This is a genomic window from Gilliamella sp. ESL0232 (genome assembly GCF_013346885.1).
GTDB lineage: Bacteria > Pseudomonadota > Gammaproteobacteria > Enterobacterales > Orbaceae > Gilliamella > Gilliamella bombi.
Map to the genome: position 1 here is coordinate 204,966 of NZ_JAAEDW010000001.1, position 19,535 is coordinate 224,500.

The 19,535-nt window shown below is 34.1% G+C and carries 19 protein-coding genes; 10 read left to right on the forward strand and 9 right to left on the reverse strand.

Translation table 11 applies throughout. The annotated features are described in order from the left end of the window. Positions 1-3 precede the first annotated feature (3 nt). The 5 genes from GYW75_RS00810 to GYW75_RS00830 all read left to right on the forward strand — a co-directional run bounded on the left by GYW75_RS00810 (position 4) and on the right by GYW75_RS00830 (position 4,892). The gene (locus GYW75_RS00810; protein ID WP_085165278.1) at positions 4-1,188 is read left to right on the forward strand and encodes a VWA domain-containing protein; all 1,185 of its coding nucleotides are present in this window, start codon (positions 4-6) and stop codon (positions 1,186-1,188) included. Then, positions 1,185-3,359, forward strand: a complete 2,175-nt coding sequence (locus tag GYW75_RS00815; RefSeq protein WP_174798101.1) for a hypothetical protein — start codon at positions 1,185-1,187, stop codon at positions 3,357-3,359. The genes GYW75_RS00810 and GYW75_RS00815 overlap by 4 nt, the downstream gene beginning before the upstream one ends. A 274-nt stretch (positions 3,360-3,633) precedes the next feature. Then, the gene (locus GYW75_RS00820; RefSeq protein WP_065609784.1) at positions 3,634-3,885 is read left to right on the forward strand and encodes a type II toxin-antitoxin system Phd/YefM family antitoxin; all 252 of its coding nucleotides are present in this window, start codon (positions 3,634-3,636) and stop codon (positions 3,883-3,885) included. Further along, the gene (locus GYW75_RS00825) at positions 3,882-4,169 is read left to right on the forward strand and encodes a type II toxin-antitoxin system RelE family toxin (RefSeq protein WP_174798102.1); all 288 of its coding nucleotides are present in this window, start codon (positions 3,882-3,884) and stop codon (positions 4,167-4,169) included. The genes GYW75_RS00820 and GYW75_RS00825 overlap by 4 nt, the downstream gene beginning before the upstream one ends. A gap of 306 nt (positions 4,170-4,475) precedes the next feature. Then, positions 4,476-4,892: a hypothetical protein gene (locus tag GYW75_RS00830; protein ID WP_174798103.1), complete on the forward strand. Its 417-nt coding sequence runs from the start codon at positions 4,476-4,478 to the stop codon at positions 4,890-4,892. 84 nt (positions 4,893-4,976) lie between these two features. On the opposite strand, the gene yccS is transcribed toward GYW75_RS00830, so the two are convergent. Continuing rightward, entirely contained in the window at positions 4,977-7,121 is a 2,145-nt protein-coding gene (yccS, locus tag GYW75_RS00835; RefSeq protein WP_174798326.1) for a YccS family putative transporter, read from the reverse strand. 716 nt (positions 7,122-7,837) lie between these two features. On the opposite strand from yccS, the gene GYW75_RS00840 reads away from it, so the two are divergent. Then, complete coding sequence (locus tag GYW75_RS00840; RefSeq protein ID WP_238786366.1) at positions 7,838-9,205, forward strand: hypothetical protein; 1,368 nt, start codon at positions 7,838-7,840, stop codon at positions 9,203-9,205. Between the two features lie 404 nt (positions 9,206-9,609). On the opposite strand, the gene pgm is transcribed toward GYW75_RS00840, so the two are convergent. The 3 genes from pgm to GYW75_RS00855 form a co-directional block, all read right to left on the reverse strand. Continuing rightward, positions 9,610-11,247 (reverse strand): phosphoglucomutase (alpha-D-glucose-1,6-bisphosphate-dependent), encoded by a 1,638-nt coding sequence (gene pgm, locus GYW75_RS00845; RefSeq protein WP_174798105.1) that lies wholly within the window; start codon positions 11,245-11,247, stop codon positions 9,610-9,612. A 100-nt stretch (positions 11,248-11,347) separates the two neighbouring features. Continuing rightward, positions 11,348-11,851: a hypothetical protein gene (locus tag GYW75_RS00850; protein ID WP_065590464.1), complete on the reverse strand. Its 504-nt coding sequence runs from the start codon at positions 11,849-11,851 to the stop codon at positions 11,348-11,350. A gap of 22 nt (positions 11,852-11,873) precedes the next feature. Beyond that, the gene (locus GYW75_RS00855; RefSeq protein WP_065609748.1) at positions 11,874-12,059 is read right to left on the reverse strand and encodes a hypothetical protein; all 186 of its coding nucleotides are present in this window, start codon (positions 12,057-12,059) and stop codon (positions 11,874-11,876) included. A 163-nt stretch (positions 12,060-12,222) separates the two neighbouring features. Between GYW75_RS00855 and GYW75_RS00860 the strand changes: the two genes are divergently transcribed. After that, positions 12,223-12,723: a glycine zipper 2TM domain-containing protein gene (locus GYW75_RS00860; protein ID WP_085163798.1), complete on the forward strand. Its 501-nt coding sequence runs from the start codon at positions 12,223-12,225 to the stop codon at positions 12,721-12,723. Positions 12,724-12,934: 211 nt separating this feature from the next. Continuing rightward, positions 12,935-13,342, forward strand: coding sequence for a lactoylglutathione lyase (gloA, locus tag GYW75_RS00865; RefSeq protein ID WP_238786367.1), 408 nt, complete (start codon positions 12,935-12,937; stop codon positions 13,340-13,342). A gap of 57 nt (positions 13,343-13,399) precedes the next feature. Here gloA and gmk read toward each other — a convergent pair whose 3' ends face one another. Beyond that, positions 13,400-14,023: a guanylate kinase gene (gene gmk / locus GYW75_RS00870; protein ID WP_085163796.1), complete on the reverse strand. Its 624-nt coding sequence runs from the start codon at positions 14,021-14,023 to the stop codon at positions 13,400-13,402. A gap of 194 nt (positions 14,024-14,217) precedes the next feature. On the opposite strand from gmk, the gene GYW75_RS00875 reads away from it, so the two are divergent. Next, on the forward strand, positions 14,218-14,922 hold the full coding sequence (locus tag GYW75_RS00875) for an AzlC family ABC transporter permease (RefSeq protein WP_065590468.1): 705 nt from the start codon (positions 14,218-14,220) through the stop codon (positions 14,920-14,922). Beyond that, entirely contained in the window at positions 14,909-15,232 is a 324-nt protein-coding gene (locus GYW75_RS00880; protein ID WP_065590469.1) for an AzlD domain-containing protein, read from the forward strand. The genes GYW75_RS00875 and GYW75_RS00880 overlap by 14 nt, the downstream gene beginning before the upstream one ends. A 90-nt stretch (positions 15,233-15,322) precedes the next feature. On the opposite strand, the gene GYW75_RS00885 is transcribed toward GYW75_RS00880, so the two are convergent. From GYW75_RS00885 to hemC, 4 genes are all read right to left on the reverse strand, one after another. Further along, the gene (locus tag GYW75_RS00885; protein ID WP_174798107.1) at positions 15,323-16,222 is read right to left on the reverse strand and encodes a heme biosynthesis HemY N-terminal domain-containing protein; all 900 of its coding nucleotides are present in this window, start codon (positions 16,220-16,222) and stop codon (positions 15,323-15,325) included. A 10-nt stretch (positions 16,223-16,232) separates the two neighbouring features. Beyond that, on the reverse strand, positions 16,233-17,663 hold the full coding sequence (locus GYW75_RS00890) for a uroporphyrinogen-III C-methyltransferase (RefSeq protein ID WP_174798108.1): 1,431 nt from the start codon (positions 17,661-17,663) through the stop codon (positions 16,233-16,235). A 99-nt stretch (positions 17,664-17,762) separates the two neighbouring features. Beyond that, entirely contained in the window at positions 17,763-18,506 is a 744-nt protein-coding gene (locus tag GYW75_RS00895) for a uroporphyrinogen-III synthase (RefSeq protein ID WP_065590472.1), read from the reverse strand. Beyond that, entirely contained in the window at positions 18,503-19,423 is a 921-nt protein-coding gene (hemC, locus tag GYW75_RS00900; RefSeq protein WP_085163792.1) for a hydroxymethylbilane synthase, read from the reverse strand. Before hemC ends, GYW75_RS00895 begins: the two co-directional genes overlap by 4 nt. Positions 19,424-19,535: the final 112 nt, after the last annotated feature.

Sequence of the window (19,535 nt, forward strand, 5' to 3'; positions counted from 1 at the left end):
AGCATGATCGGCAATAAAAAAATCATTGATAAAAAAAATGTTGCTCATGTTAAGCGATGGCGATTGATATTAGGAAAATATGCAGATGGACACCTTAATCAGGCGACATTTAACCAACATGATCATAACTTAGAACAAACATTAAATTATCTTTATCAGCATGAATACCGCAAGCGAGGTTTAAAAATAGGTGATGAAGATAGTAGGGATAGTGTTAGAAAAAAGATTTCACCTGGTGGCAATGAAAATTCTGTATTTAACACAGTAAATTGGCTCAATAAAACGCGAAAACTGTTCCCTAAAAGTACATTTGAACGCATGCAACAGCAGGCGATTGCCCGTTATCAACTGCAAGGAATTTTAAACGATCCTAATGTTATTAAAGCGTTAGAGCCGAATTTGAACTCTGTGCGTTTATTAATGAATTTAAGAGGGCAATTAAAAAGTGAAGTCTATTTGGCAGTTAAAGAGCTGATTCAAAACGTTGTTGATGAAATTTTACAAAAAATCAAATCCGATTTTGTTAATGCCTTGATAGGTAAAAGGAATCGATTTCGTCGTTCCAAAATACGTTGTAACCAAAATTTTGACTGGCGTGCAACAATTAAGGCTAATTTGAAACATTTTGATCAACAAAAACAACAAATGATTATTGAAAATGCGATTTTTAACTCCCGTGCAAACAAACAATTACCTTGGGATATTATTTTATGTGTTGATCAAAGCGCCTCAATGGATAGTTCAATTATCTATTCTGCTGTTTGTGCTAGCATTATGGCTAAATTACCTTCTGTTAATTTACATTTATTTGTTTTTGACACTCAAATTGTTGATCTGTCTCACTTAGCCCATGATCCTGTGGAAGTTTTAATGACAGTTCAGTTAGGGGGGGGAACTGATATTGCCAAAGCGCTCAATTATGCTGAACAAAAAATTAAAAATCCACAACGAACAATTGTGGTATTAATTAGTGATTTTTGTGAGGGAGGAGCATTAATTCACCTTTATGCAACTGTTTCAAGAATGAACAGCAATAGAGTCAAAATGTTAGGTTTAGCAGCGCTAGATGATAATGCTGATCCTGTTTATGATTTGCAAATATCGCAGCAATTAGCTAACCGTGGTATGCAAATTGCGGCATTAACACCAGAACACTTTGCTGCTTGGCTAGCTGAGGTTATGCAATGAGTTGGCAACATATCTATTTAAACTATGATCAAGAGTCATTGGCACTTTATGCCAATATTGGCTTAGTTCGCCGTGCTCGTAAAGATATCGAGGCTAACAAAGTAAAATTAATTGAAAAAAACAATGAAGATTATTTAGAATTCAATGCAGACGGTCAGCAAGTTAGATTACCTGCTCAAGGTATTCAAGCCGCAAGTTGCAATTGTCTTGCTCACGGGCATTGTAAGCACATTATATCGGCTGTTTTATGGCTACAATCAAATGCTTCGTTGTTAGAACATTCTATTACCGATAGCAATAAAATTGATGATGAAAATCAAATTAAGTCGCTAGATCAATCTAATGATTTGCATAAATCTGATAATAAAATAAGTACAAAACAGCTTGAAACAATAAGACCTTTAGCTAACGTGTTAACTGAATTATTGTCATTAGATGCCTCCAAACTTTTAAAAAAAGCAGGAAAAAACAATATTTTTAAAGCTTATCAATTTGCGTGTAGTTGGCAAAAAAATCATTTAGTTACGATAGAATACCAAGATTCACAAATACGAATTATTGTACCAGAAAGCGATACACCTATTATTTATATGGCGGGTACTGGCTTTGATGGAATGATTTCAACTTTCTGTACAAACCAAAAAATGGCAATACATTTAGCAGCTATTGCTTATCTATTTGAAAAAAACAACAAAACATGGCCGTGGCCAATCCAATATCGACAAAGCATAACACATGAAAGTGATCAGCTTTCTGCTGATGAAATTACTTTGATTAAACAGATTCAACAGCATATTTGTAATCTTATCAATCAAGGTTTATCTCATGTGAGTCATAATCAAGCTGATCAATTACAATTACTTAATATGTCAGCAAGATCTCAAGGATTACCTCGTCTGGCTGCAATGCTTCGGCATCTTAGTCAATTGGTTGAGTTACTTGCCAAACGGCATTTTGCGGTTGAAGAACAAGATATACTTCTTTTTTTAGGGCAGATACAAGCCTATACCGAAATGCTATTACATCATCAAGGTGAACAACTTTTTAAATTGCGAGGTAGGATAAAACGCCAATATAAAACAGAATCACAGCCCCTTGAGCTATTACCATTAGGCGGTCGTTGGTGGCAAAGTAAAACAGGTGCCATTGGTGCAACTTTCTACTTTTGGGATATTGAAAAACAACAATACCAAGAAACAACATTAGCCAGATCCTATAAAAACGATATCAATTTTAATCGCACAATGATTTGGAACAGTATGTCAATATGGCAAACATTTCCTTATATGTTGATGCAAAAATCAATAAAGCTTCATCACCCTCGTTTATCAGATACTGGCGAATTGGCGATTCATGGTTCAACTGTTACTTTACAAGAAACAGGGTGGAATGATAACAATTATCAGGATTTTAGATCAAAAGCGGGATTTGAAAATTGGTCAATGCTGAGCGACTATTTACAAGATAATCATTTAGATGATTCACCTCTTAATGAGATGTTAATTCTTCATATAGCAAGCTCAAATAAACCTTATTTAGATGAAATTCGACAAAATTTAGTTTGGCAAGTAAATGATAATGATGGAAATAGCCTTTTTTTATGTCTCTTTTGGGATGAATATGAAAAATTACGTATCGATGTTTTAAAGAATTTTTTAGAAACCAACAATCACCCCTTAACCGTATTTGTCAATTGTGTAAAAAATGACAACTTTTTGGATTTAGAGCCTTTTGCATTGCTTTACAAAGAGCAACTAACAGGAGATATCAAAACATTAAACCTTGATTTTGAAGACTTCTGTCATAAAAGTAAAAAAAATAATTCTAAACAAAATGTTATTATAAATAATTATTTAGCGCATAAAAAGCATCTAGGCGAAAATCACTATATGACGGATTCACTTTCAACCTTAATTATTCAACCACTTTTAACGATACTTGAGAGTATGGTATGTTCTGGAAGACTTGAATTATTCACTGATCAAAAACAGCAATTAATTGCGATCCAATATGATTGTGATACTCTAGGATTAAACACATTAAGTACCGTTTTAAATAAAATTCTCAGTCAACAACAAATAGCAATAACACATATCTTACAAGCAGTTTACTTGTGTTATCTTTTAAAAAAGACAAACTACCAATTACCAATACAACTGAAAGATTTATGATATAAATACCTTATCGCTATTACATAACTCTAGTAGAAAATAATATTGCGTATTTTTGCGTTTATTATTCAGTAGAGTGTTATATTCTTTTATGCTAAATAAAGTTTTTAAATGTTATAAGACTAATATTCCAGTGTGATCGTAAGGTTCGTTTGGTACTATAAATAATACATAATTAGAATTATTTTAAAGGGTAACAAGCACTGATAAGACTTGTTAACAGGTCTTTAAGGTGTTATATTTAATATGCATAACAAAACAAGGGTATATGATCATGCCTAATATTATTTTGAGTGATACAACTGCAAGTATCAGTGAATTAAAAAAAAATCCAATGGCAACAGTGAATGCAGGACAAGGTTTGCCAGTTGCAATTTTAAATAGAAATCAACCTACATTTTATTGTGTTCCAGCCGAACTTTACGAAAAAATGCTTGATATGATTGATGATCAAGAATTAATTGCATTAGTTAAAGAGCGAGAAAAACAAAAGCTCGTTGATATTGATTTGGAAAGTTTTTTATGAAATACACCATCAAGTTTAGAAAGGATGCAGAAAAAGAATGGAAAAAACTTGATCGAACAATACAACAACAATTTGCAAAAAAACTACTAAAATGTAAAGAAAACCCTCATATACCAAGTAACAAGCTACGAGGAATCGTTAATTGTTACAAAATAAAATTAAAGGCATCTGGGTATCGATTGGTTTATCAAGTTCAAGATAATGTGCTAATTATTATTGTTGTCGTTATAGGAAAAAGAGAGCGTAATGAAGTTTATAACCAAGCGAGTAATCGATTGAAATAATTTAAATATCGTCATATTTTAGTTCAATTTTAATGACAACTATATCTTTTCAATGACATCACCACATAATCATAATATATAATAACTTTCATTCTGTAGAGAAACATATTTAACTAAAATTATTATAGTAAAATACTTAGAATTTTTACGTTAGGTCATTTTTTTTGATTTATTGCTACATTTAATATGATTAGTTGGCTTGATAGTAATCAAAAAATAATATGCTGGTATTTATGTGTACATAACATTTTTAATATGAAAGAATTTACATGATAGATTTTAGGTTAAAATCTCTTGAAAGAAAACATGCCGGGGCTAATTTTTGAGTTCGTTATACCTCCTTTTAAAGATTATTGTTGGAATGAAACGTCAAAGTATCTGGCAGAAAACCCATTTAACTTTATTGAAAGTATTATATATAACAATGTACCTAAGTATCAAAACCATGGGCATTGGGGGAAAACGGAAGTTAATAAAAAACAGTGGTTCTTAATAAAATCATCATTAATCAAGCTTAAACAGAAGCTTGATCACTCTCTAAATCTAATAGAACTTGAACATGACTTATACGATTTTAAGTTTATTTTTGATAATGATTTGCAAGAAATGACAAATAATTTTTACAAATATAAATCTTCTTTTTCACAGATGATTGGTGATTTTATAACATGGATTGATGATAATATACAAAAATACGGTTCAATTTATATTTTGGGTATATAACATTATTTATCAATAAAAGAATAAATGAATTAATTCTCAAATGCTAGTAATGTGGTTTAAAGGTCAATTCCCTTATTAAACCATTTAATGTTCCAATTCACTTGCAAGCATGACAACCTCAGGCAAAATATCCAAAATCAAAGCCAATTGTTGCATAACTAACAGATCATTATTTGTTTTATCATCATCAATTGAAACAGCCGAAATAGTTTCGATATAATCGGTGACGGATTTTTTAATAGCTTGGTATTCACCGTCGATCTTTTTAATGCTTAATAGATTAATAATATAGACTGACAAATCATCAAATAGATCGAAAGTCTGTTTTGAAAGAGGTTTATCGCGATGCGCACCTAAAGTCGAAAGATAGCTAATCAACGTATGATTAAGTGTTAACAAACGAAATCCCTGATCGATAACAACTGGATTCATATGCGGCTCTTTAGTCATCAAACTAATTAATGACGACAAATCTGCATTACTATCATGCGCCGCACGCCTAGCTAAACGATACATAACATCATTAGTTTTACCAGTCAAATACTGACGACCAATTAACGCTAAGTAATGGCTATCGTCATGGCAAACACGATCCACTAATTTAGGTAGATTTCTAAACTTCCAGTCAGGCCAAATAAAGCTCACAGCAAACCATGCAATAAAACAACCAATTAACGTTGCAATAATACGTGCGACCGCAACTTGAATACTACTTTCGCCAATTAAACTGAAACTAAAAAACACCAGTAACGTAATAAACGCAGTAGCGTAAGCATATTGTGAATTTTTAAATAGAAAAAACAGCCAACCAGTGATAATAATCAACACCAACTGCTCAGGAACACTTGGAAATAAAAACGTCAACGGAATACCTACAATAATCCCTAGAATGGTACCGATTACGCGTAATTTTAACCGATATTTTGTAGTTGAATAGTTAGGTTGACACACAAACAAACTGGTTAAAATAATCCAATATCCATGCTGTAAATCGGAAAAATGAATCACCATATAACCAACAAAAAACACCACACACATACGAATTGCATGACGAAATAGTGCCGATTTTATGGTTAAATTGTTTCTAATCTTGGCAAAAATAGCATAAAAGCTGGTTAGTTCTTCATCGATTAACTGATTATCTTCTTCTGCTTTTGGCAAATGTTGCTCGGTATCAATATTAGCAAGTAACAGATCGATAGAAAGCAAATTTTGATGTAAACTCTTAAGAGCTTTAATCATCAGCATATCGCTTTTATGACTAGCATGATATTGATTAATAGCTTCTTCAAGATACGAAAAATAACGTGAAAACAGCGGATCATGTTGATAAGTTTGATTTAACTTAATTGTCATTGCCAATTGCGCACAAGCTTTCGCTTGCAAATTTAAAATACGAGCAAATCTAAATAAAATATCACTATGTTTAAAATGCACACTAAGCGCTTGATAATGTCCATGCGCTGAACTTGCTCGCTCATGAATATCTTGCGCGACAAAATAATAGCTTAGTAACTTTCTAATATAAGCTTGTCCACGATAGCTTTTCAAACGATTAAATAGTGAACGTTTTGTGTTATTAAAAGCACTAATGAGTTGATTATTACTATTGTTTAATTGCAAAGTCTGTTTTTTAAAACCGTCAGACTCATCGGGATCAAACATCGCCGCCTTAGCGTCAAGATATTGTGCTAAATCAATAAAACACTGAGAAAGCGATTGTTGGGTTGTGCGAATAGGTTGGATGATCGATTCAATTAACGAAACAACATTATACCAAAGCGCACCTAACAGCAAAAAACAGGGTAAGGTGTAATTATCGGTAAACAAATTATGCCCAAGCATGGTATAGGCAGCAATTAAAAGTGATCCAAACGCAATCACACCGTAACGTTGCCCAAGCGAACCAAGCATGGTAAAAATAAACGTTGAAGAGACCAAACCGATAATAAAAAATGCAGGATAATCAAATAACAACTCGACTGAAAAAGTGGCAATAGTAAAACAGAACAATGTAAGAATTAAATTAATACAACGGCTTAATAGACGTGTATCGATCTCGGTTAAACCTGCTGCCACTACACCAAGCGTAAGGGGAATAACTAGCGAAGTATACCCAAAATACCACGGAACTAAAGTCGAACCAGTTAAACTAATTAACATCCGAAGACTAAAAAGAAGATTACTGCTGTAAAAGACTTTACGTAAAGACAAAATAAATGTGTGCACGGTGTATTGGGTTTGGTGTATGTTCAAATAATAGCTACTAGAATACTATATTGCATCAATTAGGGAAAGAGATCAAAAAGTTGTTTCTTTTTAAGAAAAATAAAAATAACAATAAAATCAATAGTCTACCTGAGCGATTTTAGAGTAAGAAACACACTTATAGCACCACAATGTTAATAAGTTTGCCTTATCAGAGCGCCAAAATATGCCGATAACGAAGTAAAGCTAGCACGCCAAACTGGGCTATTGGGCGTGTTTGTGTTTTAGATGTTATCAGCAATATTAACCATTCCGTAAAAGTCAAAAAGTCTGAAATCAGACATCATAATTTAGTTAAAAAATTCACCTATTTTTATAACTGAATCATTTCTATCTTTATGTTTCTTTAAATTTATTTACATTTCTTTACAAAAAAGTCCGCCAAAAAACTAGCCAAAATTTTCACAAAAGATTATACTTTTACAGCTGATAGAAAATCAGCTTATTTAATAAGTTAATAAAAATGAAATGGAACATTCATTAATAGGTGAAATATAATGGATTATTGTCGTAGGAGCAAAAATAGGCAGGCCTATATCTTAAATTCTCTTAAAACTTTAAATTATCAAAAACTCTTACAAACTGATAATTTTTTAGGGAATTTAGCGGATTTATTTATACCGCAACTAAAATTCATTTTTACATTCTCAAGCGTATGGTCCTTGACTCCGTTGTTGTTGTTATTATCGTATTCATCGAACTCTCAAGCACTAACGGCTCATACAAGCGGTGTTATACAGGGTAGTGCGCCTTATTTAACATTTGACGAAGGTCGGACTAAGGCTATAACAACTGATGAGCTATTGGCTATCACATTATCCGATGGTAGTAAAATCACACCTAGAATTAATAGTTCCTCGTCTACAAAGCCAATTGAGTTACCCATAGATGGTCAAAGTTTTGCTGATATTAATATGCTGGTGCCAGCATCTACCAATTCAGTAAGTATAGACAGCTTAGTGACACGTTATCATTATTGGGGGGATGATGATGGTGATGGTGATGGAGAAGGTAGCGGTGGAGTTAAAATAACAGGAAGTATAACGCTCAGGATAACCGATAGTGATGGTCAAGCAGTTAATCGTAATGATGTTTTAGATATTTGCAAGTCACCTTATAAAGTGGAATTAAGTAGTACAGACGGTAATATAAGCACTTATTACGGCATACCAAACACCAGCTCCTTTATAGGTCGTAAAGTAGCATATTATATCAAACCGAAGGCATCGCCAACCATTTGTTTTGTAAGACCGAATCTATTTTGGGGGGACGGATTAAGTGCTGGTCCAGCCGAAATATGGAACGACAAAAAAGGATTTTTAGTTCAATCAACCCATTCAGACTCATACAGTCAAAATTTCCCGACAACGGGAGCTGATAATTTATATTTTGATTTCATCATAGGTGGAGTTGACGTTGGTCAGTTGACTTGGGAAGCCGTTACTTTGGGGGGAATAACTGCTACGGTAACAAATGTTGTAGCTAGTGATAGATGGATTCCTAATGACGATAGAAGGAAAGTCGTAGCACGCGTTAAATTAACAGGGCCTGCAGCAAGGAGTAGTCAAAAACAGTCAGACACTCCCAGTATAATTTCCAAGCCAAGTTTACCACAAACGTTTGAATTAGTGGGTAAGGATAGTCGTGGTAATGTATTAAAATATGGATTTCAATTAAGGAAATGGTTCGTTAGTCGAAATAAAAAAGATATAGTTTCTAATCAAGAATCTTGGTGTAATAGTATAGGTTATCGTCTTCCACAGACAAGTGATTTGACTAATGAAGGTGAATCTGGACGTGGAGCTAAACCGTCTTCAAGTTATAAACATTATCAACGCCGAATAGGAGCTGGATTTCTTACAGAGTGGGGACCTTTGCATAATTACATTGATGGGGGTTTTGGCTCCTCTTTTTGGTCAAGTGACAGGAAAAAAGATCTCCATGATAATATAATTTATTGGCACGAGATAAGCCCAACAGGTCGTTCTGTCTGGAAGAGCAGTGTTGACAGTACTGAGGCTGTTTGTGTTTTTAATGCTTTGTAAGGTGTAGATGGTAGATAGAAGTTATGGTGTTAATAAAAGACAAAACCAACGTAAAGATAAGTTCAAATAGGTAAAGTTTGCTGTGGGTACTTTAATGATTGAAAGCAAAAAAATCGATTCGACTAGCAATACTGAAGGCTTACGCTTTTGCATAAAGTGCAAAAGCATTTTTTTAATTCACCACAATAAAAAAATCAACCAATAGTTATTTGATTTACTTTAAAATTTAATAAAATCAGCATTCTACTTGAGCTATTTATATAAAAAATCCCACTGCTTTAGGTAAAAATTGCTCAGAAAATATATTGATATTATTTTTGTTTTGATATCTTTCTAATAAAAGACTTATGTAAAAAAACAGCAGCTACTTGGCTGCTGTTTTTTATTGCGTTTGTTTTTTTCGGTTATTTAATCGCTTTAGCCACAATTTGTTGCGCCTCTTGCTGTAGCGTATTTAAATGTTCGTTGCTTATAAAGCTTTCTGCATAAATTTTGTAAGCATCTTCTGTTCCTGATGGGCGAGCGGCAAACCAGCCGTTTTTGGTTATCACTTTAAGCCCACCAATTGCAGCATTGTTAGCTGGTGCAGTGGTTAAACATTGAGTGATTTTTTCACCTGCTAAGTTGTCGGTGGTTAGTTGGCTGGCATCAAGTTTGGCTAGTTTTTGTTTTTCACTAAACGAGGCTGGCGCTTGGATTCGTCCATAATAAGAAACACCAAATTTATCTTCAAGTTCTTGGTACTGTTCTTGTGGGTTTTTGCCTAGTTTAGCCGTCATTTCGGCAGCAAGCAGACATAAAATAATGCCATCTTTGTCGGTAGACCATACTTTACCATTCGTTCTTAAAAACGATGCGCCTGCGCTTTCTTCGCCAGCAAATCCAAGTTTACCATTGTAAAGCCCATCTGCATACCATTTAAAACCAACTGGGTATTCTAAGTACTGTTTGTTTAAGCTATTTGCAACTCGGTCGATCATTGAGCTTGTGACTAGTGTTTTACCAATAGCAATATCTTTGTGCCATTGTGGACGGTTTTGGAACAAGTAATTAACACAGGTTGAAAGGTAGGCATTTGGGTTCATTAGCCCTTTTGGTGTCACAATGCCATGACGATCAAAGTCGGTATCATTACCAAAGGCTAAATCAAATTGATCTTTTAATTTTAATAATCCAGCCATAGCCCAACAGCTTGAGCAGTCCATACGAATAACTTCGTCATGATCTAGATGCATAAAGCTGAAAGTTGGATCGACTTTGTTATTAACAATATTAAGGTTGATGCCATACTTTTCGGCAATGCGTGGCCAATAGGTGATACCAGCACCACCCAATGGGTCAACACCGATTTTGAGCGATGATGATTTGATAAGAGAGAGATCTAAGATATTTTCAAGATCGTTGATATAGTCGGTTTCGTATTCTTTGGTGTGGATGTAATTTGAATTTAGAGCCTTGTCTAAGGTGACACGTTTTACACCATTGAGTTTGTTTTTCAGTAATTCATTGGCGCGGTTTTCAATTTGTTTGGTGATGTCAGTATCCGCAGGTCCGCCATTGGTTGGGTTGTATTTTATTCCGCCATCTTCTGGTGGATTATGCGATGGAGTGATAACAATGCCGTCTGATAGTTGTGATTGTTTGTTTTGATTGTAAGTTAAAATGGCATGCGATATGACTGGCGTTGGCGTATAGCCCCAATCACGAGCCATAACCACCGTTTGCTCGTTGGCGACAAAAACTTCAAGCACTGATTTTAAGGCAAGTTCTGATAAAGCATGTGTGTCTTGACCAATAAAGCAAGGGCCTGTAATGTTGTTCGCTTTGCGGTATTCGGCAATTGCTTGAGCAACGGCTAATATATGTGCTTCATTAAATGTGCCTTTGTTTGAGCTTCCGCGATGACCTGATGTACCAAAAATGACTAATTGGCTAGCATTATCCGTATCAGGTTGGATTTGGTAATAGTTATTGCGTAATGTTTCAACGTTGATAAGATCTGATGGTTGAGCTAACATTCCTGCGCGGCTTTGCTTGGCCATTTTTTACTCCTCTTTCATAAAAAAATACTTTATATGACTAAAAACGCGAATCTGTTGAGTTTATATCACGTTTTTAGCTTTTTTATTTTTATTTAACCTATTAAGGTAAAAATGCGTTGGTGACTTGGTTTATCATGGTTTCAGATATGCCCATGTCACTCATTATTGATTCAATAATATATAATTTTCTGGCAGTATTAGTGTTGCTGATAACCCAATAAGGTGTACCAATGATTTCGCGGGGTTTTGTGTTTTTGCCTGATGTTTCTAGTAATTGTTTATCTTTGGCTAAATATTTTCGCTTGCTTCCATGTAAGGATGTTGCAGCTATGGCAAATAGTGCTGGATTATAGTTATACAACGCACTAAGCAGTAATATAAAGCGACTAATAATGGATTTCTCGTTTGTGAAAGCGTCACTAGTTAATAAGTCATTAAACAGTGGATAATGATTCTCTTTTTGTGCAATAGTCTGTTTTTTTGCCGATGTAGATTGGTTTATATTTAATAAACGTCGTAATATACTTGATGCATCTTCGCCAATGTGTTTAGTTTGGCCAGCAATAAATTGGTATAATTCTTCGTCGATTTCGATAGTTTTCATTATGTTACTTGTGCCTATTGTATTATTTCACGGGACATCCTAAAGCAGGAATTTTGCCTAAATGCGAATCATGGGCTGATTTGTTATCTAAACAATCATTCGATGGCTGTTTAATGGCAGCATTATCGGTTGTTGTAGGTGCTTGATTTGCATCATGACAAGCAGTTATCATAACTGATAATGTTAATAGAAAAAATAACCGTTTCATATATTCATTGCATAGTTGATAAATTTTTGTGCTGAGTATAACCTAACTTAAGCATAAATTGTATTGGCTATTGATAAAATAATGAAAATGGTATTGTTGTTTTTAAAAAAAAATATTATTCTAAACTGTGTATAAAAAGCTTATACTATTATATGAGGAATAAATTATGAAAAAAATCGTCACGTTAACTATTTTAGCTGCAATTTTATCTGGATGTAGCAATAGTGATGTTTATTCTGGCGATGTTTATACAGCAGATCAAGCAAAACAAGTTCAGCAAGTAAGTTATGGTACAGTTGTTTCAGTACGACCTGTTAAAATTCAAGCTAATGCGTCAAATGGTAAAAGTGAAAGTGTAGCAGGTAGCCTTGGTGGTGCTGTTATAGGTGGCGTTTTAGGTAATACTATTGGTAATGGCTCTGGTCGTGTGTTAGCTGCTGCAACAGGAGCTATTGGTGGTGCGATTTTGGGTGATGCTATTCAAAATAAATCTAGCCAAGCTAGTGGTGTTGAGTTAGAAATCAAGCAAAAAAACGGATCTAATATTGTTCTTGTACAAAAAGGTTCGGCTAACGATTTTTATGTTGGTCAAGCTGTTCGTTTAGTCACTAATGGTAAACAAATTAGCGCATCACCACGTTATGGTAGTAGTGTAAAAAAATAACGCTTAATTTTATTAGTTTTGGACATATTGTCCTTAAATAACAACTAATTTTCGCTCATCTCAATGGTGAGCGGATTACTTTAGCAAATAACTTGATTAAATTAATTATTGTTTTTTATCTAATCGATGAATCTTTCACAGAAGTTTGCCTGTCTGAATGCTAACATATAAGCTCAAACAAATTATTAATCGTATAAGGAACAACAAAGTAATGCGTATATTACATACTATGATTCGAGTTGGCGATCTACAGCGCTCAATCGATTTTTATACTCGTGTAATGGGAATGCGGGTGTTAAGAACTAGTGAAAATACTGAATATAAATATTCACTTGCATTTGTTGGTTATGGTGATGAAACAACTAGCTCAGTTATTGAGTTAACTTATAATTGGAGTACCGATAAATACGAGCATGGTTCGGCGTTTGGTCATATAGCTATTGGTGTTGATGATGTTGCTAAAATGTGTAATGACGTCAAACAAGCTGGAGGCAAGGTAACGCGCGAAGCTGGACCTGTAAAAGGTGGCTCAACTATTATTGCTTTTGTTGAGGATCCTGATGGCTATAAGTTAGAGTTGATCCAAAATGATCAGGCTGATAAAGCGTTAGGTAATTAATTTATTCCATAAAAATATCGCCACTTTTTTGGCGATATTTTTTCATCTTATTTCGAATTATTCCCCTAGCAAATCTACTAATAATTGCCTATTGATGATAGCTTGTTTTGGTTGCTCAAGGCTGGCAGTGGTAATAATGGCACTTAAGGCATTTAATGAGGTGTCAAAATCATCGTTAATAATGATATAGTCATATTCGTTATAATGTGAAATTTCAGCTCGGGCTTTTTGCATTCTTTTGGCAATCACATGGTTGTCGTCTTGCCCACGTTTAACTAGGCGGTTTTCAAGCTCTTTGAGCGAAGGTGGTAGTATAAATATGCTTTTTGCTTGTGGCATTTTTTGGCGTACTTGCCTTGCACCTTGCCAATCAATATCTAGAAAAACATTAATTCCTTGCGATAGGCTTTGTTCTATTTCGGCTTTAGATGTGCCGTAATAGTGGTCAAATACGTTGGCATATTCGACAAATGCTTGCCGATCAATTAAGGATTCAAAGTGTTTGTGATCCACAAAGTAATAGTGTTCACCATGCGCTTCTCCTGGGCGAGGATCGCGCGTAGTATGCGAAATTGATACTTTAGCTTGATGTTGATTCTTTTGCGCTAGGTAGGCTCGGATCAGACTTGATTTGCCTGCACCACTTGGTGCAGAAATGATAAATAAAGTTCCTGTATGCATAGATATATTTGTCACATTAATTGTTATTAAGTTATTTTGATTGTCATCAATATTAGTTAAGCGATATTATAGCAAATTTCGGCAATATATTATGGCTTATTGTGAATTAAGTTATTTAATTTGTCATTTTTAATATGTATTTGTAATATAGGTAATATTAATCTATAGCATATTGTTATTATTAAGGAATATCTATGCCATTATCATTTAAAGATGGAGTTTATGCTTGTATTCCAACTCTATTGGGGTATATCGGTATTGGTATTGCTGCCGGTGTTGTGGGTAAATCGGCAAATTTATCGGTACTCGAAATTACATTACTGGCTATTATTGTTTATGCAGGCGCTGCGCAGTTTATTATTGCTGGATTAATGATAGTAGCTACACCTATTTCGGCTATTATTTTTACTGTTTTTTTAGTTAATTCACGTCATTTTTTGATGAGTATGGCAACAGCTCCAGCTTTTCGCAAAGCATCGTTATTAAATAATATTGGTATTGGTAGCTTATTGACCGACGAAAGTTTTGCCGTGGCAATAAATGCGATTACAAATAAAGTGCCAGTTAATGCTGCTTGGATGCATGGCCTTAATTTAACGGCTTATATTACTTGGATTTTGTCTTGTTTTATTGGTGCTTTAATCGGAGAGTGGTTGCCTGATCCTACACAATTTGGTCTAGATTATGCTTTAGTCGCCATGTTTATTGGTTTGCTCTATTTACAATTGATTAGCGATAATAGCAAAAGTCTTAAAAATCGACTTTTAGCTATGTTAACGGTTGCTGTTTTGCTAATTTTCTTAATGCGTTTTGTGTCACCTGAAATGGCTATTTTAATCAGTACGTTTGGCGGTTGTTTTATGGGTATGGCAATGGAGAAAAAGCATGACAACTTATAGTTTATTGATTATTTTAGGTTGCGGGTTAGTAACTTGGTTGCCAAGAGTGATTCCATTTATATTAGTTCGTAAATTTCAGTTGCCTAATGTTGTGACTCAATTCTTGTCATATGTACCTTTATGTATTTTAACAGCGCTATTTGTGCAAAATTTATTTGTGGCAAAGGAGGGGCATTTTCCTGATTTTAATGTGGAATATTGCTTAGCGACAATTCCAACCGCAATTGTTGCCTTTTTGACTAAGAATCTAATGTGTATTGTGGTTGCTGGTATGTGCTTTATGGCGTTAATTCGCTATTTTATGATTTGATCTGTATCAATCAATAACTGAATTTTTAACCATTATTGTGAGTTCAAACTAAAACAGGGCAATTACCCTGTTTTTTTTGTTATATTTTTTTTATGTTCTTTCTTTTTGTTCAAGTTTACTAATCGATTTTAATATCTTTTCTGCTTCGTTTGCTTGGCCTAGTTGAGTTAGATAATTAGCCATCGCTTTTTGATAAGCCATATTATTTAAAATGGCTCTTGGTTGTTCATGCCACCATTTTACTAGTGTTTGTGCATCACTATTAGTCGATAATTGCTTAATTCGACCAATATAGGCTGCTTGTTTAAACTGATCTAGTTGCGACTCGCTGTACACTTTAGCTTTGTACATTGCTGGTAATAGGTCAATAATCGCTTGATAATCACCCATTTCATAATAAAGTTGATCTGCTAATCTAAGTACTTCAGCATTGCGAGGCTTTTCGTTTAGTAGCTGGTCTAATGTGATGCGTGCAGTTGTGTATTCTTGGTTTTTTAGTTGCAATCTAATTTGTACTAGCTGAAAGGCAAATAACTCATTAGGTTGGCAACTTTTAGCGGCTTGTTCTAGCGACTGATTAGCGGGGATTAATTCATCATTATCAATTTGAGCTTGTGCCGCAAGTAAATACGATAAGGTGGTATTTTTTGCCCCTTTGGCACTTTTGATAAATAGTTTAGCAGCTTGCTTATAATCACCTTCAAGTAATAACATTTGCGCTTGTTCAACACGTTTTATCGATTTTTTTGGCGACTTTAAGCGTAGCCAATTGCCTAATGCTGTTTTAGAATTAAAAATTTTATTCAATAAACAATAGATTAAATAAAGGCAAAGTAGACCAACTAATTCAAGTATCATAAATGAATTAAATGACATGCTGACACGATATTTGGCAAATTCAAATACCGCTGAACCTTGGTGCCCTTGTAATAATGGTCCCAAAAAGAATCCACCCACTAGTACTAAGAAAATAATTAGTATTTTTATCATTATTATTCTCCTATTTTGTTAACATTGAGCGAACGCGGGTTTGCATTAGTTTTTCAAGTTCGCCAATGCTAGTTAGGTTTTCAGGCACATTTTGATTGCTGATTGATTGATTTTGCAAATTTTCAAGTTCATTAATAAACGCTTTAACGCTTGGAGCATTCCCATCAAAATAAGCATTAACCCAAATTGCGGTTTCATTTAGTGCACGTTGGTAAATAAGTTCTTGATGTCTTGGTACGGCTTGCGCTGCAATCAATAAACGGAAGCGGATGTTTTCACGTAGGTAAAGCGACTGTTCCAAATTCAGTGGTGCTTTTAATATTTGGCATTTGACGATTTGTTTTTCGTCTTGTCCTGCTTGTTCTAAGCAAGCCTTAAAGTTGTTCTCTTTGTCATCAAGTTTTTCTATGGTGATAAATTTATCCATAAAAGTCTTGGTACTGCTTAATAAATTATCAGACCAATCGTTAACCGATGATGATACCCCACTATTATTATCATTAGCTATATTGTTAATGTTTGTTTGTGGTGTGTTTGTAGCATCTTCAGCATATTGTGTCATGCCAAGATCGATATCTTTATAATTACCTACTAAAGGTAATTCGGTAAGCGATTCTGATAAACCGATTAAATTCATAATAATGCCATCGGTATCAGTAAAGCTTACTTGAGCAAGTGAATTAATATCCTTACTAATTGCCTGTCTTGCAGGCAATAGGCTTGGGTCATCAGCTTGAGTTAGGCTTTCGTCAGCACTTTTTAGTAGTAATCGTGCGGATGTGTAGTCTTGGTCACTCCAAATTTTACGACCAGCTAAATGTACTAAGTAATTGGCTTGTGAAATTAACCAAACATTGTGATCACTTGTTGACATTGCTGCTAAGCGTTCATTGATATTTTGTAAGCTTTGTTCTGTCAATTTTTGTGAATCATTAATTTGAGTTATTAATTGTTGCTGTAGCTGTTGTTGATCACTCAGTTTACGATCAATACGCTGTTCTAGTGAATTGAATTGCTGATTTTGTTTATTAACTGCGTCGGTAATACTACTTTGTAAATCATTTGTTATACTTTGCTTGGTTGTTTGTTTTAAATTGGCCAGCTCAGTTTGTAATATTGAGATGGTTTTTTTTTGTTTTTTAATTTCCTGTTGACCATAATAAAGCCCCAAACCACCTAAGCAAACAGTTAATGCTATAGCAATTATTGATAGTTTTGAAACGGGTGATTTGCTTGTGTTCTTAGTGTTATCGCTAACACTGTTTTTAGGTTGGGATTTAGATTCCACAGATGGATTGGATTGAGTGGTTGTTTGATTTTTTTTATCTTCTTTCATAGTGTTATTCGCTTCATTTTGAACCGCTGTTATCGTTATTTGACTAAACGAAGTTGTGTTTATTGTTGAAAGTGTTGCATTGGCACCGTAATATTTTGGTGGCATAAATAACCTCATTTAGATTTCTAGAAATTTATGTTGCATTATGACATAGAGTTAACATTGTTTTAAATAAATTTTAATTATTGTCTTAATAAGCAAGTGTCATAGATTATTTATATTATCGGCTATAGTATAATTTATCATTACAGCGTTAAAAAGCTTTTGATTATTCGCACTACTCACTAGTTGAACTTTTTGCCAATTAAGTTGTTTCGCTTTTGCAAAAATTCGTTGGCTTGTTACTACAAGATTAGCATGCATTTTATGTTCAAGATTGATATATAACTCAAGCTGGATTAAGTGTTCTAGACTAGTAATAATGATGATTTGATTTTCAATATTACTAGATAATATCTTTGGCGGATAGGTGATTGGCTCACGGCAGTAACACGTTATTGATTTTACTTTGGCTTTTCGATTTGTTAGTGTTTGAGATAATAATTGCCGACCTGAATTACCGCATAAAATTAAAACAGTATGATTTTGTACAGATTCTTGCTGTAGTTTTATCAATAATCCTTCACTGTCTTCTTGTTCTGGATAATTGACTTTAGTTGTGGTGAGCTGGTTAAATAATTGTGCTGACTTTTTTCCTATTGCGTAATACCGAACATTAGTTGGTAATATTAGATTGCCAATATAGGTTTTAATAACGTGTGTAACTTGTGGTGAAACAACGATTACAATATCGTTAGGTAAAAGTTTATTCAGTTGTTGTTGTAAATTTAGTAGGTCATTGCCTTGTGAAATAGTAAAAAATGGAAGATGTTGTACAGGCAAATTTGCTTGAGCAAATAGTTGGGTAAGGTTTTCACCCTCTGGAGAGGGTCTAGTTACATAAATCATCCGCCATTTAATTCCTTTAATATTGTTTTCGCACCTTGATCTAATAAGCGTTTTGCTAATTCTTTTCCTAACTTTTCGGCTTCAGTTATACTACCCTCTAATGTCCCTTTAATTATTTTAGAACCGTCAATGCGTCCAACAAGGCCTTGTAGTGATAAAATATTGTTATTTAATTGGCTATAACAAGCAATGGGTACTTGGCATCCTCCTTGTAAGGCTTTATTCATTGCTCTTTCTGCTTCAATACAAACTCGGCTATGTTTGTCATCAAGCACTGAAAGAATCTCTAATATTTTTTTGTCATCTGCTCGGGTTTCAATACCAATAGCACCTTGTCCGACAGCAGGTAAGATTAAGTCAGTATCAATATATTGTTTGATTCTGTCTTGTAGTGCTAAACGTTTTAAACCCGCTGAGGCTAATATGATGGCATCGTATTGTTGATTATCCAATTTAGCTAAACGAGTGCCTACATTGCCACGAAGATCTTTAATTTGTAAATGGGGATATTTTGCACGCAATTGACATTGACGTCGTAAACTTGATGTACCAATTATTGCACCATTGGGTAGCTCATCTATATTTGAATATTTATTTGAAATGAAGCTATCACGTACATCATCTCGCTTGCAAATTGTGGCTAATGTTAATCCTTCAGGAAACTCAGCAGGGATGTCTTTTATTGAATGGACAGCAATATCCGCTTCGTTATTTAATATTGCTTGTTCTAGTTGTTTTACAAAAAGACCTTTACCACCAATTTTCGATAAAGGGCTGTCTAGCAATACATCACCTTTAGTTACCATGGGAATTAATTCCACTGTCAAATTTGGGTGATTAGTTAAAATTTGTTGCTTAACAAAATTTGCTTGCCATAGCGCTAATGGGCTTTTACGAGTTGCAATGCGAATGTTCAATTAATTTCCCTATTTTTTGTTTAGGTGATTTATATTTAATGAGTAATTTCTACACTAGTGTGATTAATATGATCACCTGAAAGTCAATATGGCCTGATAGGGTGTGACTGTA